General features: G+C 68.4%; 10 protein-coding genes. All 10 read left to right on the top strand.

Translation table 11 applies throughout. The features are described from left to right. The first annotated feature begins 154 nt into the window (after window positions 1-154). The 10 genes from PV646_RS22420 to PV646_RS22375 all read left to right on the top strand — a co-directional run bounded on the left by PV646_RS22420 (window position 155) and on the right by PV646_RS22375 (window position 14,785). A complete protein-coding gene (locus PV646_RS22420) occupies window positions 155-1,837 on the top strand; it encodes an ABC transporter substrate-binding protein (protein ID WP_500344125.1) in 1,683 nt (560 codons plus the stop codon). A 7-nt stretch (window positions 1,838-1,844) separates the two neighbouring features. Continuing rightward, window positions 1,845-2,834 (top strand): ABC transporter permease, encoded by a 990-nt coding sequence (locus tag PV646_RS22415; RefSeq protein WP_500344124.1) that lies wholly within the window; start codon window positions 1,845-1,847, stop codon window positions 2,832-2,834. A 13-nt stretch (window positions 2,835-2,847) separates the two neighbouring features. Beyond that, the gene (locus tag PV646_RS22410; protein ID WP_500344123.1) at window positions 2,848-4,656 is read left to right on the top strand and encodes a dipeptide/oligopeptide/nickel ABC transporter permease/ATP-binding protein; all 1,809 of its coding nucleotides are present in this window, start codon (window positions 2,848-2,850) and stop codon (window positions 4,654-4,656) included. After that, entirely contained in the window at window positions 4,653-5,528 is an 876-nt protein-coding gene (locus PV646_RS22405; protein WP_500344122.1) for an ABC transporter ATP-binding protein, read from the top strand. Before PV646_RS22410 ends, PV646_RS22405 begins: the two co-directional genes overlap by 4 nt. Continuing rightward, window positions 5,525-7,603, top strand: coding sequence for a glycoside hydrolase family 36 protein (locus PV646_RS22400; RefSeq protein WP_500344121.1), 2,079 nt, complete (start codon window positions 5,525-5,527; stop codon window positions 7,601-7,603). Before PV646_RS22405 ends, PV646_RS22400 begins: the two co-directional genes overlap by 4 nt. 14 nt (window positions 7,604-7,617) lie before the next feature. Then, window positions 7,618-9,024, top strand: coding sequence for a glycosyl hydrolase (locus PV646_RS22395; RefSeq protein ID WP_500344120.1), 1,407 nt, complete (start codon window positions 7,618-7,620; stop codon window positions 9,022-9,024). Between the two features lie 94 nt (window positions 9,025-9,118). Continuing rightward, window positions 9,119-11,575: a glycoside hydrolase family 2 protein gene (locus PV646_RS22390; RefSeq protein ID WP_500344119.1), complete on the top strand. Its 2,457-nt coding sequence runs from the start codon at window positions 9,119-9,121 to the stop codon at window positions 11,573-11,575. Beyond that, window positions 11,576-12,436 carry a LacI family DNA-binding transcriptional regulator gene (locus tag PV646_RS22385; protein WP_500344118.1) on the top strand — a complete coding sequence of 287 codons (861 nt, stop codon included), beginning with the start codon at window positions 11,576-11,578 and terminating at the stop codon, window positions 12,434-12,436. Between the two features lie 41 nt (window positions 12,437-12,477). Further along, window positions 12,478-13,575 (top strand): ricin-type beta-trefoil lectin domain protein, encoded by a 1,098-nt coding sequence (locus PV646_RS22380; RefSeq protein WP_500344117.1) that lies wholly within the window; start codon window positions 12,478-12,480, stop codon window positions 13,573-13,575. A gap of 253 nt (window positions 13,576-13,828) precedes the next feature. Further along, window positions 13,829-14,785, top strand: a complete 957-nt coding sequence (locus PV646_RS22375) for a PaaX family transcriptional regulator C-terminal domain-containing protein (protein ID WP_500344116.1) — start codon at window positions 13,829-13,831, stop codon at window positions 14,783-14,785. The last annotated feature ends 60 nt before the right edge of the window (window positions 14,786-14,845 follow it).

Below are 14,845 nucleotides of genomic sequence, written 5' to 3'. Positions count from 1 at the left end.
ATCAAAGGCTAGCAAGCCAGTTTCTGGTTGGTCACCCGTGTTAACACAGGTGATCCAGCAAGTATTGACTTTGTTTCTTCACTTACTTAAGAATCCACTCGTTGGTGTGACCCAGGCCACCTCCGAGGCCCCGCAGGTAGTGAGAGGAACAACGATGTCCCTGAAGTCAGAGCGGGTACGCGTCGCCGTAGCCGGCTTGGCGGTGCTCGGCCTGGTGGCGACCGGATGCGGTTCGTCTCCCGGCGCCGGCTCGGTGGACGCCGGGACGTTGATCGCCTTCACCGGCCAGGCCGGGGACTACCAGGCCAACTTCAACCCGTACTCGCCGACCTCCAGCGAGGGCGCCGGCACGATCTTCGAACCGCTGTTCTACTTCAACGCCATCAAACGTGGCGCCGAGCCGAAGCCTCGGCTGGCCAAGGAGTTCTCCTGGAACGCCGACGGCACCGAGCTGTCGGTCACGTTGCGCGACGACGTCAAGTGGTCCGACGGGCAGAAGTTCACCGCGAAGGACGTCGTGTTCACGCTCGACATGGTTCGCAAGAACGCCACCATGAACTCGACCGGCTACAAGGGCACGGCGACGGCCACCGACGACACGCACGTCGTCATCAAGTTCGACGAGGCTGCGTTCATGGAGGGCCCGCAGATCCTGGGCAGGCTCTGGATGGTCCCTGAGCATTTGTGGAAGGACATCGCCACACCGGCGACGGACCTGATGAAGAACCCGGTCGGCACGGGTCCGTTCCAGCTCGACGAGTTCAAGGCGCAGGCGATCACGCTGAAGTCGAACCCCGGCTACTACGGCGGCGAGCCCGCCGTGAAGAAGATCCGCTACCTGGCGCTGTCCGGCAACCAGGCCGGCGCCGACGCGCTCAAGGCCGGCAAGATCGACTGGCAGACCGGCCCGGTCCCGGACATCAAGAACGTCGAGAAGACCTACCCCGGCTACCAGGCCATCACCATTCCGCAGAACCAGACCGCGCTGTTCACCTGCTCCAACGCCGAGCTCGGCTGCACCGGTCCGCAGACCGACCCCGCCGTCCGCAGGGCGATCTACTACGGGATCAACCGCGGACAGCTCAACGCGCTGGCGTTCCAGGACACCTCGAGCGAGATCTCGCCGGGATTCGCGTTGCTGGAGCGGGACAAGTCCTACATCTCCGGGAAGCTGCGGGAGAAGTCGGCGCCGATGAGTCCTGACGTGGCGAAGGCGACCCAGTTGCTCGAGGGCGCGGGCTACGCGAAGGGCGCCGACGGGATCTACGCCAAGGACGGCAAGCCGCTGGCGCTGACCGTGAAGGTCGTGACCGGCTGGACCGACTACATCACCGCCGTCAACACCGTCGGGCAGCAACTGCAGCAGATCGGCATCAAGGTGACACCGCAGCAGCTCTCCTGGAACGAGTGGTCCGACCAGCGCAACCAGGGCAACTTCGAGCTGCTGATCGACTCGGTCAGTCAGGGGCCTTCGGCGGACCCGTACTACACCTTCAGCTACTTCTTCAGCGGCGCCACCACCGCGCGGGTCGGTGAGACCGCCACCCCGAACTACGGGCGGATGAAGGACGCCCAGGTCGACGCCGCGCTGGCCGCGCTCAAGCGCATCAACCCCGAGGACGCCGCTGCCCGGCAGCCGTACTTCGACGTGATCCAGACGCGGGTCGAGGAGGTCATGCCGTACATCCCGGTGCTCACCGGTGGCACGACCAGCGAGTACAACGCGAAGAAGTTCACCGGCTGGCCGACCAAGGACGACCTCTACGCGTTCCCGGCGGTCTGGTCGAAGCCGGACAACTCGGAGATCTACATGAAGCTCAAGCCAGCGGGCAAGTGACGAACCGATGGCGTACTACGCCCGGAAGCTGCTGTTCTACGTGGTCGCCCTCTGGGCGGCGGTGACGCTGAACTTCGTCATCCCGAGGCTCATGCCGGGCAACCCGGTGGACATCCTGATGGCGAGGCTGCAGCAGCGTGGCGGCTCGGTCGACCCGGCCGTGCGGCGCTCGTACGAGTTGCTGCTCGGCACGGGCCGGAGCGGGTCGGTGGTGAGCGAGTACTTCTCCTATCTGGGCAGCCTCGTCCGTGGTGACCTCGGCATCTCGGTGAGCGTCTTCCCGTCGCCGGTGTCGGAGGTCATCGCGGCGTCGCTGGTGTGGACGGTCGTGCTGGTCGGCATCGCGACCCTGCTGTCGTTCCTGCTCGGTGTCGCACTCGGCGCCCTGGTCGGCTGGCGGCGCGGCACCTGGCTCGACAACCTGGTGCCGTCGACCACCGTGCTCGCGGCGGTGCCGTACTTCTGGCTCGCCCTGCTCCTGGTGGCGCTGCTGTCGTCGGCGCTGGGCTGGTTCCCGTTGCTCGGCGGGTACGACGTGGTGCTGTCGCCCGGCTGGAACGCCGAGTTCCTCTCCTCGGCGCTTTACCACGGGACCCTGCCCGCGCTGACCATCGTCATCTCGTCGGTCGGCGGATGGCTGCTGGGCATGCGCAACATGATGGTGTCGTCCATGTCCGAGGACTACGTGCTGACGGCGCGGGCGAAGGGGCTGCGGGGCAGCCGGGTGATGGTCCGCTACGCGGCGCGCAACGCCGTTCTGCCCTCGGTGGCCGGGTTCGCGATCTCACTGGGTTTCGTGGTGGCCGGCTCGATCGTCACCGAGCAGGTCTTCTCCTATCCGGGCATCGGCGGACGGTTGCTGCAGGCGGTGCAGAACAACGACTACGCGTTGATGCAGGGCATCTTCCTGGTGATCACCATCGCCGTGCTGGGCGCCAATCTCGTGGTCGACCTGATGTACGCCCTGATCGACCCCCGAACCCGCGTGAGCGCCTGAGAGGAGCCGGGCCGTGACCAACATCAGCACAGCCACCACCCCACCCACCGCCGCGGCGTCGAGGGCGGGCTGGCGTTCGATGCTGCCGCGCTGGATGCCGAAGCTCGGTGTCGGGCTCGGCCTGGTCGTCGCGATCACTCTGTTCGGAGTGCTCGGGCCGTTGCTCGCGGGCGACCCGGACGCGGTGCGCGACATCGGCCTGACCCCGCCGGGCGGCGAGCACCTGATGGGCACCACCCAGACCGGTCAGGACGTGCTCGCCCAACTCACCCACGCCACCAGGGGCTCGTTGCAGATCGGCCTGCTCGTCGGCGTGATGGCCACGATCCTGTCCGCCTTCTTCGGCATCATCGGCGCCTACGCGGGCGGCTTCACCGACGAGGTCTTCTCGTTGTTCTCCAACGTGATGCTGGTGATCCCGGGCCTGCCGCTGGTGATCGTCATCGCCGGATTCGTGCCCGCCGACCAGCGCGGGGCGTGGACGATCGCGATCGTCCTGGCGATCACGAGCTGGGCCGCGTCCGCCCGTGTGCTGCGGGCGCAGACGTTGTCGCTGCGCAACCGGGACTACGTCGCCGCGACGCGGGTCGCGGGGGAGAGGGCCTGGCGGGTGATCGCCGTCGAGATCCTGCCCAACCTGCTGCCGGTGCTCGCCTCCCAGTTCGTGTTCGCGGTCATCGCGGCGATCCTCGGCGAAGCCGGGCTGTCGTTCCTCGGGCTCGGTGCCTCGAACTCCTCGACGCTCGGCACGATGCTCTTCTTCGCGCAGAACGGATTCGCGCTGCAGCTCGACGCGTGGTGGTGGTTCGTCCCGCCAGGCCTGATCATCGCGTTGTTCGGGTGCGGCCTGTCGCTGGTGAACTTCAGCATCGACGAGATCATCAACCCCAGGCTGCGGGACGTGCCGTTGCGGGCGAACGAGGCTCCGGTGTCGTCGAAGGCGCGACCGGCGGCTCGTGCGAACGAGGACGTGGTGCTCACCGTCGAACACCTTTCCGTGGTGTATCAGGGACCTTCTCCGGTACGTGCGGTCACCGACGTGTCCTTCACCCTGCGCCGCGGCGAGATCCTGGGCCTGGCGGGTGAGTCGGGGTGTGGCAAGACCACGCTGGCCTACGCCGTGAACCGGCTGCACCGGCCCCCCGCCGAGGTGACGTCCGGGACCGTGACCTTCCACGACCGCGACGGCACGGACGTCGACGTGCTGGCACTGGAACCCGAAGAGCTGCGCGCGTTCCGCTGGTCGAAGCTCTCCATGGTCTTCCAGGGCGCGATGAACGCGCTCAACCCCGTGATCACGATCGGCGCCCAGCTGGACGACGTGCTCCTCACACATCGGCCCGGCATGTCCCGCGGCGACCGGCGGCAGCGATGCGCCGAGGTGCTGGAACTGGTCGGTGTCGACCCGCGGCGGCTCAGTTCGTTCGCGCACGAGTTGTCCGGCGGCATGCGGCAACGGGTCATGATCGCGATGGCCCTGCTGCTCGACCCGCAGGTCATGATCATGGACGAGCCGACGACGGCGCTGGACGTCGTGGTGCAGCGCGGCATCCTGCAGGAGATCCTGCGGTTCCGTGACGAGCTGGGCTTCGCGGTCGTCTTCATCACCCACGACCTGCCGTTGCTGCTGGAGATCAGCGACCGCATCGCGGTCATGCGCGACGGACGGATCGTCGAGCTCGGCACAGCGGACGAGATCCACCGCGCCGCGGAGCACCCGTACACCCGCGAGTTGCTCGCCGCCTTCCCCAGCCTCACCGGGGAACGCGGCGGGTTCATCCGCGACGCTGAACCCGTGCCGCACGAAGGAGGAGTGCGATGACCACGCTGCAGGCACGCGATCTGGTCAAGGACTTCACCGTCCGCAATGGACTGCGCCGCACGGCACTGCGCGCGGTCGACGGCGTCTCCTTCACCCTGGAACCAGGCCGGACCGTGGCGCTCGTCGGCGAGTCCGGCTCGGGCAAGTCGACGATCGCACGGATGATCGCCCGGCTGGAGAAGCCCACGTCCGGCGGCATCACCGTCACCGGTCCCACGGGTGAGCCGGTGCCGGACCGCGACTACCGCCACCGGGTGCAGATGGTGTTCCAGGACCCGTTCGCCTCGCTCAACCCGTTCCACACGGTCGAGCACCACCTGGCCCGCCCGTTGCACCTGCACGGCAAGGCGAGCGGACGTGTGGAGACGACCCGGCTGGTCGAGGAACTGCTGGAACGGGTGACCCTGCTGCCGGCCCGCGACTACGTTCAGCGGCGGCCCCACGAGCTGTCCGGTGGCCAGCGCCAGCGGGTCGCCATCGCCCGTGCGCTCGCTCCGGGGGCGGAGATCCTCGTCGCCGACGAGCCGGTGTCCATGCTGGACGTCTCGATCCGGCTCGGTGTGCTCAAGCTGCTCGCGCGGTTGCAGCGCGAGGAGAACCTCGCCGTCCTCTACATCACCCACGACCTCGCGACGGCCCGGCACTTCTCCGACGAGATCCTGGTGCTGTACCGCGGCCGGGTGGTCGAACGCGGGCCCGCCGACGCGGTGATCCTCGATCCCCGCCACCCCTACACCAAGCTGCTCGCCGCAGCCTCGCCGAATCCCGACGCCCGCGGGCGCACGGTCGACATCGAGCGCGACGTCGTCGTGGCAGCGGGTGCCGGTGCGGCGTACGACCACCACACCGGAGAGTGGGAGGGCGCCGCGTGATCTGGTCCGCAGGTGGTGTGCGACTGGCGTTCGCGATCGGCCCGGACGCACCCGTCGGGTTGCTGTCTCTGCGCCCCGTGGGAAACGATGGCGGTGCGCTGGTGCCGGGTTCGCCACTGGTCGAGATCCTCGCGATCGGGCACGGCCGGTTTCCCGGTAGTCACCGCTACGCCGACACCACGATCGGCGCCAGGCTGCGCCATCGCGACCACACCTCCACGGCGCACGAGCTGAGGATCGTGCAGGCGGATCCCGTGAGCGGCCTCGTGGTCACCAGCGTGTTCGAGGCGACGCCGGACGTGCCGGCTGTCCGCACGTGGACCACTGTCGAGGTCGAGGGGGACGAACCGGTCTGCCTGCACGCTGTCACCTCGGTTGTCATCTCGGCGTTCCACGCGGACGCGAACCGTTCGGTGGACCAGGTGGACCTGGTGCACGGCGACTCCGACTGGGTGGCCGAGTCGCGGTGGTGGCGCACACCGCTGCGCGCCGCCGGCCTCGTCGCGATGGATCCGGCCGCACACCATCACGCCTCTCGCAGCCGTTTCGCGCTGACCTCGCGCAGTTCGTGGTCCACCGGAGAGCACCTGCCGACCGGCGTGCTTGTCGCCCGTGACGACACGTGGGCGTTGTCCTGGCAGATCGAGCACAACGGCGCGTGGCACTGGGAAGTGGGGGAAACCCTGACTGGTGCCTACCTCGCGTTGCTCGGACCGACCGACGCCGAGCATCAATGGCACACAGAGGTGTCCGCCGGACAGGGCTTCACCACCGTTCCGGTCTCGCTCGCCGTAGCCGAAGGCGGAACCGACGACGCTCTGGCCGCTCTGACCCGGCAACGCCGGGCGACGTTGCTGCACCGGCGCGCCACGCATCTGCCAGTGGTGTTCAACGACTACATGAACACGCTCATGGGCGATCCCACGACCGACAAACTTCTGCCGTTGATCGACGCGGCGGCGGACGTGGGAGCGGACTACTTCTGCGTCGACGCGGGCTGGTACGACTCCGACGGCGGCTGGTGGGACAGCGTGGGGGAGTGGCAACCGTCCACGACCCGGTTCCCAGAGGGCTTCAGCGAGGTCACCGACCACATCCGGGCCCGGGGGATGGTGCCGGGCATCTGGCTCGAACCGGAGGTCGTCGGTGTCCGGTCGGCGCTGGCGGAACGGCTGCCGGCGGAGGCGTTCTTCCAACGCCGCGGTGCCCGTGTCATCGAGCACGGCCGGTTCCACCTCGACCTGCGCCACCCCGCCGCCGTGGCTCACCTCGACGAGGTGGTCGACCGGTTGGTCGGAGACTTCGGCATCGGCTACTTCAAGCTGGACTACAACATCATGCCGGGAGCGGGCACGGACGTCGGCGGATGCTCGCCGGGCGAAGGGCTGCTCGGCCACAACCGCGCACACCTGCGCTGGCTCGACGCGCTGCTGGAACGCCATCCGCGGCTGCTGGTGGAGAACTGCGCCTCCGGTGCGATGCGCATGGACTACGCGTTGCTCTCCCGCCTGCACCTGCAGTCCACCTCTGACCAGCAGAACCCGTTGCTCTACCCGCCGATCGCCGCCGCTGCGCCCGCCTCCGTGCTGCCGGAGCAGATGGGGGTCTGGGCGTACGCGCAACCGGACATGGCTCCAGGCGAAGCGGCGTTCACGCTCGCCACCGGCCTGCTCGGCCGGCTCTACCTCTCCGGCAGGCTCGATCTGATGGATCGTGAGCAACGCGCGGTGGTGCGCGACGCCGTGACCGTCCACAAAAGACTCAGCGGGGAGATCGGTGACTCCGTCCCGTTCTGGCCTCTCGGCCTGACCGCGAACGCCGGACCATGGGTGACGATGGGCCTGCGCTGTCCCGGCACGACCTATCTGACGCTGTGGCGCATGCCAGGTGCGTCATCGACCTTCAGGGCACCGATGACCCACCTGCGGGGCTCGGACGTCTCCGCGGAACTGCTCTTCCCTGCCGCCGCAGCGGCCGAATGGTCGCCGCACTGGCACCGAGACACGGGTGTGCTCCACATCGCGTGTTCCGCCGACCCCCCGACTTCCGCCGTCATCCAGCTCACTCGCAAGTGATCGAAGGAGATCTCATGCGGCACCTCCACAGGATGGGCGCGGTCTTGTCCGCGCTCGTCCTGACACCACCTCTGCTGGCGTTGGTGAACCCCGCAGTCGCGCTCGCGGCGCCCGCGCCCTACGTCAGCGCGGCGTCCGGCCGATGCCTGGACGTCACGGGCGCCTCCACCACTCCCGGCGCACTGGTGCAGATCTACGACTGCAACGGCCAGACGAACCAGGCCTGGGACCTGACCGCCGCAGCGGAACTGCGCGTGTACGGCGGCACCCGATGCCTGGACGTGCCGAGCGGCCAGACCGCACCCGGCACGCGCCCCCGCATCGGAGACTGCACCGGTGGCGCCAACCAGAAGTTCCGGCTCAACTCAGACGGCAGCGTCACGGCCACCCAGACCGGTCTCTGCCTGGACGTCAACGGTGCCGCCACGGCGAACGGGTCAGCGGTGCAACTGTGGAACTGCAACGGTCAGACGAACCAGCGCTGGTCGGCGGGAGGCGGCTCACCGCAGCCCGAGTGCACGGCCACCCCGGTCGGGCCGAACTCGACTGTCCAGGCGCGCAAGTTGCTGTGCTACCTGTACGGCCAGTACGGCAACCACATCCTGTCCGGGCAGCAGGAGTCGACCTGGATCGGCGGCCCGGAGTACGAGATGAACTACATCCGCAACAACACGGGCAAGCTTCCCGCCATCCGCGGGCTCGACTACGGCGACTCCAAGGACCTCGCACCCAGAGCGATCGCGTGGTGGCAGGCGGGCGGCATCCCGATGATCGGCTACCACATGGGCGCGCCGACCAAGCCGGACACCTACGAGGGCACCCAGATGACGGTGTCGATCAACGCCGTCCTCACGCCCGGCACCGCCGAGTACACCTCGTTCATCCAACGCCTGGACGGCGCGGCGGGCATGCTGCAGCAGCTGAAGAACTCGGGCGCCGCGGTGATCTGGCGCCCGTTCCACGAGGCGGGCGGCACCTGGTTCTGGTGGAGCAAGGAGGGCGGCGGCCAGTACAACCGGTTGTGGCGCTTCATGTTCGACTACTTCACCAGGGTCAAGGGTCTCAACAACCTGGTGTGGTTGCACGGGTACAACGGTTCTCCGCAGTCGTCGTTCTATCCAGGAAAGTCCTATGTGGATGTCGGCGGTGCGGACACCTATGCCGGTGACGGCAACTACGACCCGCTCAAGCCGATGTACGACTCCGTGCGCAACATCGTCGGCGGCACGGTCCCGATCGCGCTGCACGAGAACGGCCCGATCCCGGACCCGGACCGCATGCAGTCCACCGGTGCGCGCTGGGTGCTGTTCGGCACCTGGCACGGCAACCACCTGACACAGAGCAACTCGGTGAGCCACCTGCAGAAGGTGTACGGCCACAGCTATGTGATCACCCGCGATGAGCTGCCCAATTTGAGGTAGCCCGCATCCGGCTGTCGCGGGCCACACGGCGCGGGGCCCGCGACAGCCGGACTCAGGAAGGTCTACGCACGCGGCATCGGGGAGCGAGGAAACGTTGGATCACCAGGCGTTGCACGACGGATGGCAGCTGAGCGTGGAGGCGGGCTCCGTGCCCGACGGTGTGAGGGACGTCCGCGTGCCGGCCACCGTGCCCGGCAGCACGCACCTCGACCTGCTGGCCGCGGGACTCATCCGGGATCCCTTCCTCGACCGCGAGGAGGAGTCGCTCACCTGGATGCACCGCGCGGACTGGCGCTACGAGCTGGCCTTCGTGGCCAGGGCACCTACCGGCGACGAGCGGGCCGATCTCGTGTTCGAGGGTCTCGACACGGTGGCCGCCGTCGAGCTGAACGGAGTGCCGGTCGGCACCGCGGCGAACATGCACCGCACGCACCGGTTCGACGTGCGTGACCTGCTCCACGACGGTGCCAACGAGCTGACCGTCATCTTCTCCTCCGCGTTGACCCACGCCGAGCAGGTCGAGCGGGAACTGGGCCGCCGGGAGCACGTCAATCGGCATCCGTTCAACATGATCCGCAAGATGGCCTGTTCGTTCGGCTGGGACTGGGGACCCGACCTGCAGACCGCGGGTATCTGGCGGCCGGTGCGCCTGGAGTACTGGCGCACCGCGCACTTCGCCTCGGTTCGCCCGCTGGTCACCATCGACCCCGACGGCACCGGCAGGGTCGAGGTGCATGCCGATGTCGAGCGCGGTGAGTCGGGGCCGCGACGGCTGTGGTTGGTCGCCGAAGTGAACGGACGCGAGGCGCGGGTTCCGTTCAACGGTGACCAGGCCGTGGTGACCGCGTTCGTCCCCGATGCGAGGCTGTGGTGGCCGGCCGGCTACGGAGAACAGCCCCGGTACGACCTCCGCGTGTCGCTGGAGGCGGACGGCAGGACGATCGACGCGACCGAGCACCGCATCGGATTCCGCACGATCACGGTGGACACCGAACCGGACGAGATCGGCACTCCTTTCACCTTCGTGGTCAACGGCAGGCGGATCTTCGCCAAGGGCGCGAACTGGATCCCGGACGACCACTTCCTCACCCGCGTCACCCGTGACCGCCTGGTGCACAGAGTCGACCAGGCCGTCGAGGCGAACTTCAGCATGCTGCGGGTGTGGGGCGGCGGCATCTACGAGACCGAGGACTTCTACGACGTTTGCGACGAACGCGGAATCCTGGTGTGGCAGGACTTCCCATTCGCGTGCGCCGCCTACCCCGAGGAGGAACCGTTGTGGAGCGAGGTGGAGGCCGAGGCACGGGAGCACGTCGCCCGGCTCACCGGCCACCCGTCGCTCGCGCTGTGGAACGGCAACAACGAGAACCTTTGGGGCTTCGCCGACTGGGGATGGCAGGAGCAACTCGGCGGAAAGACCTGGGGCCTGAGGTATTACGCGGAACTGCTGCCCTCGATCGTCGCCGAGCTGGACCCGACCAGGCACTACTCGCCAGGAAGCCCGTCCAGCACCGGCGATCGGCATCCGAACGACGCCGATCACGGCACCCGCCACGAATGGGAGGTGTGGAACCGCGTCGACTATCAGCGCTACCGCGACCACGTGCCGCGGTTCTGCTCGGAGTTCGGCTTTCAGGGGCCACCCACATGGGCGACGCTGTCGAGCTGGGTGCACGACGAGCCGTTGACCCCGAACTCCGCGGGATTCCTCACGCACCAGAAGGCTGAGGACGGCAATGGAAAGCTCGAACGCGGGCTGGCCGCCCACCTGCCGGTGCCGGCGGACTTCGCCGACTGGCACTGGGCGACCCAGCTCAACCAGTCACGTGCCGTGGCGTTCGGCATCGAGCACTTCCGGTCGTGGTGGCCGCGCACGGCGGGCGCGCTGGTCTGGCAGCTCAACGACTGCTGGCCCGTGACGTCGTGGGCGGCAGTCGACAGCGACGGGCGGCGCAAACCGCTCTGGTACGCGCTACGGCACGCCTTCGCGCCGCGCCTGCTGACCGTGCAACCGAGAGAGGGTCGCTCCGTCCTGTTCCTCGTGAACGACCACGATGAGCAGTGGAGCGGCGACGTGCGGGTCCAGCGGCAGTCGTTCGCGGGAGCGGTCAAGGTGGAGATCGTGCTTCCGTTCTCGGTGACCGCCCGGTCCGTCGCCGGCGTAGAGCTGCCGGATGCCGTGCTCATTCCGTCCGGCCCGGTCGGGGAGGTGCTCGTCGCGACCACGGACGAAGCCCGCCTCGTGCATCTGTTCCGCGAGGACCTCGACCTGGCGTACGACCCGGCACCGCTCACCGCGCACGTGGAGACCGTCGACGGCGGATACCGCGTCGACGTGCGCGCCACCTCGTTCGCACGAGATGTCGCGGTACTGGCCGACCGGGTCGCTCCGGACGCTGTCGTCGAGGAGATGCTGGTACCGATGCTCGCCGGCGAGTCCCGCTCGTTCTTCGTGCGAACCGGAACACGGCTCCCCGACCCCGCCGTGCTCGCCGGACCGCTGGTCCTGCGCAGCGCCAACGGGCTCTGCGCGCCGATGGTGAGGTCCTGAGTGGCCACCGCGGAATCCTCCGGTGCGGTAGGGCTGGTACTGGCCCGCCCTGCCCGGCTGCTCGGCGCCGAGCCGTTCTTCATGGAGTTCATCGCCGGTATCGAGGAACGTCTCACCGAACAGGACATGTCCGTCCTGCTGCACATGGTCCCGACGCACGACGCGGAACTCGCCGCCTATCGGCGCTGGGCGGCCGGCCGGCTGGTCGACGCGGTGGTTCTGGTCAACCGGGCGGTCGACGACCCGCGGCCGGCGCTGCTGCGCGAGCTCGACATGCCCGTTGTCGTCGTCGGCGAACCCGCCGCCGCGCTCTGCGGGCCCGCGGTGCGTACCGATGACGCCGGTCCGGTCATGGAAGCGTTGCGGCACCTGTTCGAACTCGGCCACTCCCGCATCGCCAGGATCACCGGTCCGGCAGGGTTGCTGCACACCGCCGCAAGGACGGCGGTGATGCTCGACGGCTGCCGCGCCGCCGGTGCTGTCCCGATGATCCTGGAAGGCGACTACTCCGAGGAGTCCGGCGCGAAGCTGACCGCCGCGCTGCTCGACCGGCCCGAGCCGCCGACCGCGATCCTCTACGACAACGACGTGATGGCGGTCGCCGGACTGGGCGTGGCGAAGGAGCTGGGCGTCTCGGTGCCAGGCAGGCTCAGCCTGATCGCCTGGGACGACTCGACGCTGTGCCGGCTGGCATCACCCGCGCTGACGACGATGAGCGTGGACGTCCACCAGTTCGGCATCGTGGTCGCGCAGTCGGTGCTCGAACTCATCGGGGGACACCTGGTCGCCGAGCGGTGGTCGCCCGCTGCCACGCTCGTCGTCCGGGAAAGTTCCTCCGCCGTGCCGGATCAGAAGATCTGAAGACAAAACCGACAGAGCGTCGCTCGCGAATGGAAGGTGCCATGTCCCGGAACAGGATCACTCAGTGGTTGGCCTGCGCGCTCGCCGCGTTGCTGGCGTGTCTCGTCCCGATCCCGGTCTCGGCGGCGGAACCGGTGCGGATCATGGCGTTGGGTGACTCGATCACCGGGTCGCCCGGCTGCTGGCGGGCGTTGCTGTGGCAACACCTGCGGGACACCGGTCGCACCGTCGACTTCGTGGGAACGCTGCCCGCGCCGGGCTGCGGGTTCGCCTACGACGGTGAGAACGAGGGGCACGGCGGGTTCCTCGCCACGCGGATCGCCCAGCAGAACCAGCTGCCGGGCTGGTTGTCGGCAACCCGGCCCGACGTGGTGCTGATGCACCTCGGCACCAACGACGTGTGGAGCAACATCCCGGCCGGCACGATTCTGGGCGCCTACAGCACGTTGCTGAACCAGATGCGGGCGAGCAACCCCGGCATGAGGGTGCTGGTCGCGCAGATCCTCCCGATGAACCCGAGCAACTGTGCCGCGTGCGGACAGCGGGTAGCCGAACTCAACAACGCCATCCCGGGCTGGGCGAGGGCCAACTCCACGGGGCGGTCGCCGATCACGGTGGTGGACCAGTGGACCGGGTTCAGCACCTCGGCGGACACCACGGACGGCGTGCACCCGAACAACACCACCGGAATCCGCAAGATCGAGAGCCGCTGGTTCCCCGCGCTGACCGCGGCGCTGGATGGTCCGCCCGACACGACGCCGACGCTGGTCGGCACGCAGTCGGGGCGTTGTCTCGAACCGGCAGGGGCGAGCACCGCCAACGGCACCAGGGCCCAGCTGTGGGACTGCGGCGGCGGCACACACCAGCGCTGGACCACCACGAACGCCCGCGAACTGCGCGTGCTCGGAGCGAAGTGCCTCGACGCCGAGGGACGAGGTACGGCCGCCGGCACCGTCGTGCAGATCTGGGACTGCAACGGGCAGAACAACCAGCAGTGGACGCTGAACTCCGACGGATCCATCACGGGCGTGCAGTCCGGCCTGTGTCTCGACGCCGTCGGGCAGGGCACCGCGAACGGCACGAGGACCCAGCTCTGGCCCTGCAACGGCCAGCCCAACCAGAAGTGGACCCGTCGTTGAGGTCGACGACGCCAGAGTCGTCAACCTGATTCATCCACAGGCAATCCACTGGAGTCCATTATGGACATCGGAGGCCGCGGGTCGCTCTGGCTCGTGCTCGTCACGTGGCAGCCTCTGGTGCCGATGGCCGGCCGTGTGGTGATGGCGGCAGTCGCGGTCGAACGCCGCCACGACGAGCCCCGGCACGGGCAGCTCTCCCACCCAGGGGCTACAGTGAGCAACGCCGTACTCGACCGAGCCGGAGCCGACCTTGGTGAACCTCTTCGACATCGAGGAGATGTTCCCCGGAGACGGCGTGGGCTCTGGCAGGTTGCCGCGAAAGCAGTCCGGCAACGCTCCCCAGGAGCTGACGGCGATCCTGATGGCCGACTACACGTTCCCCGCCAGGGTCTGGCTGCCGTCGGCCGCGATCGTGACGCTGCTGGGCGAGTTCGGCGTGGCAGAGGGCGCGGCCCGTACGACCATCAGCAGGCTGGCACGACGCGGAGCGCTCGAGGGTCGCCGGCAAGGACGGCACAGCTCGTACCGGCTCACGGAAGAGACTGCCACCGACCTGTGGAACGGCGGCGGTTCGATCGCCGCGTTCACCACACACTCCGACTCGTGGGACGGGTACTGGACGCTCATCACCTTCTCCGTCCCGGAAGAACACAGCACGCGACGACGCGCGTTGCGCACCGCGCTGCGGTGGCGGGGATATGCGCCGCTGTACGACGCGGTGTGGGTGTCGCCGCATCCGCTGCCGCCGAAAGGACATGCCGAGCTGGCCGCCCTGGCTCACGGAAAGATCAGCGTCTTCCGCGCCCAGCACCTGGAGGTGGAGGGCTCGGCGGGCCGCAACCCGGTGCAGGCGTGGGACGTTCGCGGCATCACCGGCCAGTACCAGGCTTTCATCCGGCGGTGGAGGGGTTTGATTCCTCGCATAGCGGCGGGCGGGGTGACCGGCGCCGCGGCGGTGCGGGCCCGCGCCGAGGTGATGAACTCCTACCGCCGTTTCCCCGTGCTGGACCCGTTGCTGCCCATCGACCTGTTGCCGTCCGGGTGGCCGCGGGCACGTGCCAGGGAAGTGTGCGTGGCGGTCTACGACGGGCTGGCCCAGCCGGGGCAGGAACACGTACGCGCCGTGGTGGCCCAGTACGACGAAGAGTCGCGGCCCGACATCCTCGCGCACACGATCGCGGCGATGAGCTCCGGTATCAACCACAGCTGACGACGTTCGACAAGCCGTTCGACCACAGAATGCCCAATGTCGGACGAGAGCTCCTCATTC

Origin of the sequence: Streptomyces sp. ID05-26A, from assembly GCF_033794685.1 — a bacterium.
Lineage (GTDB): Bacteria > Actinomycetota > Actinomycetes > Mycobacteriales > Pseudonocardiaceae > Lentzea.
Note: the sequence above shows the minus strand (reverse complement) of the source record. Positions and strands in the feature narration are given on the sequence as shown.

Excerpts from the sequence above, each read along its gene's own strand:
- PV646_RS22420 (WP_500344125.1), top strand. The coding sequence starts at position 155 with ATGTCCCTGAAGTCAGAGCGGGTACGCGTCGCCGTAGCCGGCTTGGCG.
- PV646_RS22415 (WP_500344124.1), top strand. The coding sequence starts at position 1,845 with ATGGCGTACTACGCCCGGAAGCTGCTGTTCTACGTGGTCGCCCTCTGG.
- PV646_RS22405 (WP_500344122.1), top strand. The coding sequence starts at position 4,653 with ATGACCACGCTGCAGGCACGCGATCTGGTCAAGGACTTCACCGTCCGC.
- PV646_RS22395 (WP_500344120.1), top strand. The coding sequence starts at position 7,618 with ATGCGGCACCTCCACAGGATGGGCGCGGTCTTGTCCGCGCTCGTCCTG.
- PV646_RS22380 (WP_500344117.1), top strand. The coding sequence starts at position 12,478 with ATGTCCCGGAACAGGATCACTCAGTGGTTGGCCTGCGCGCTCGCCGCG.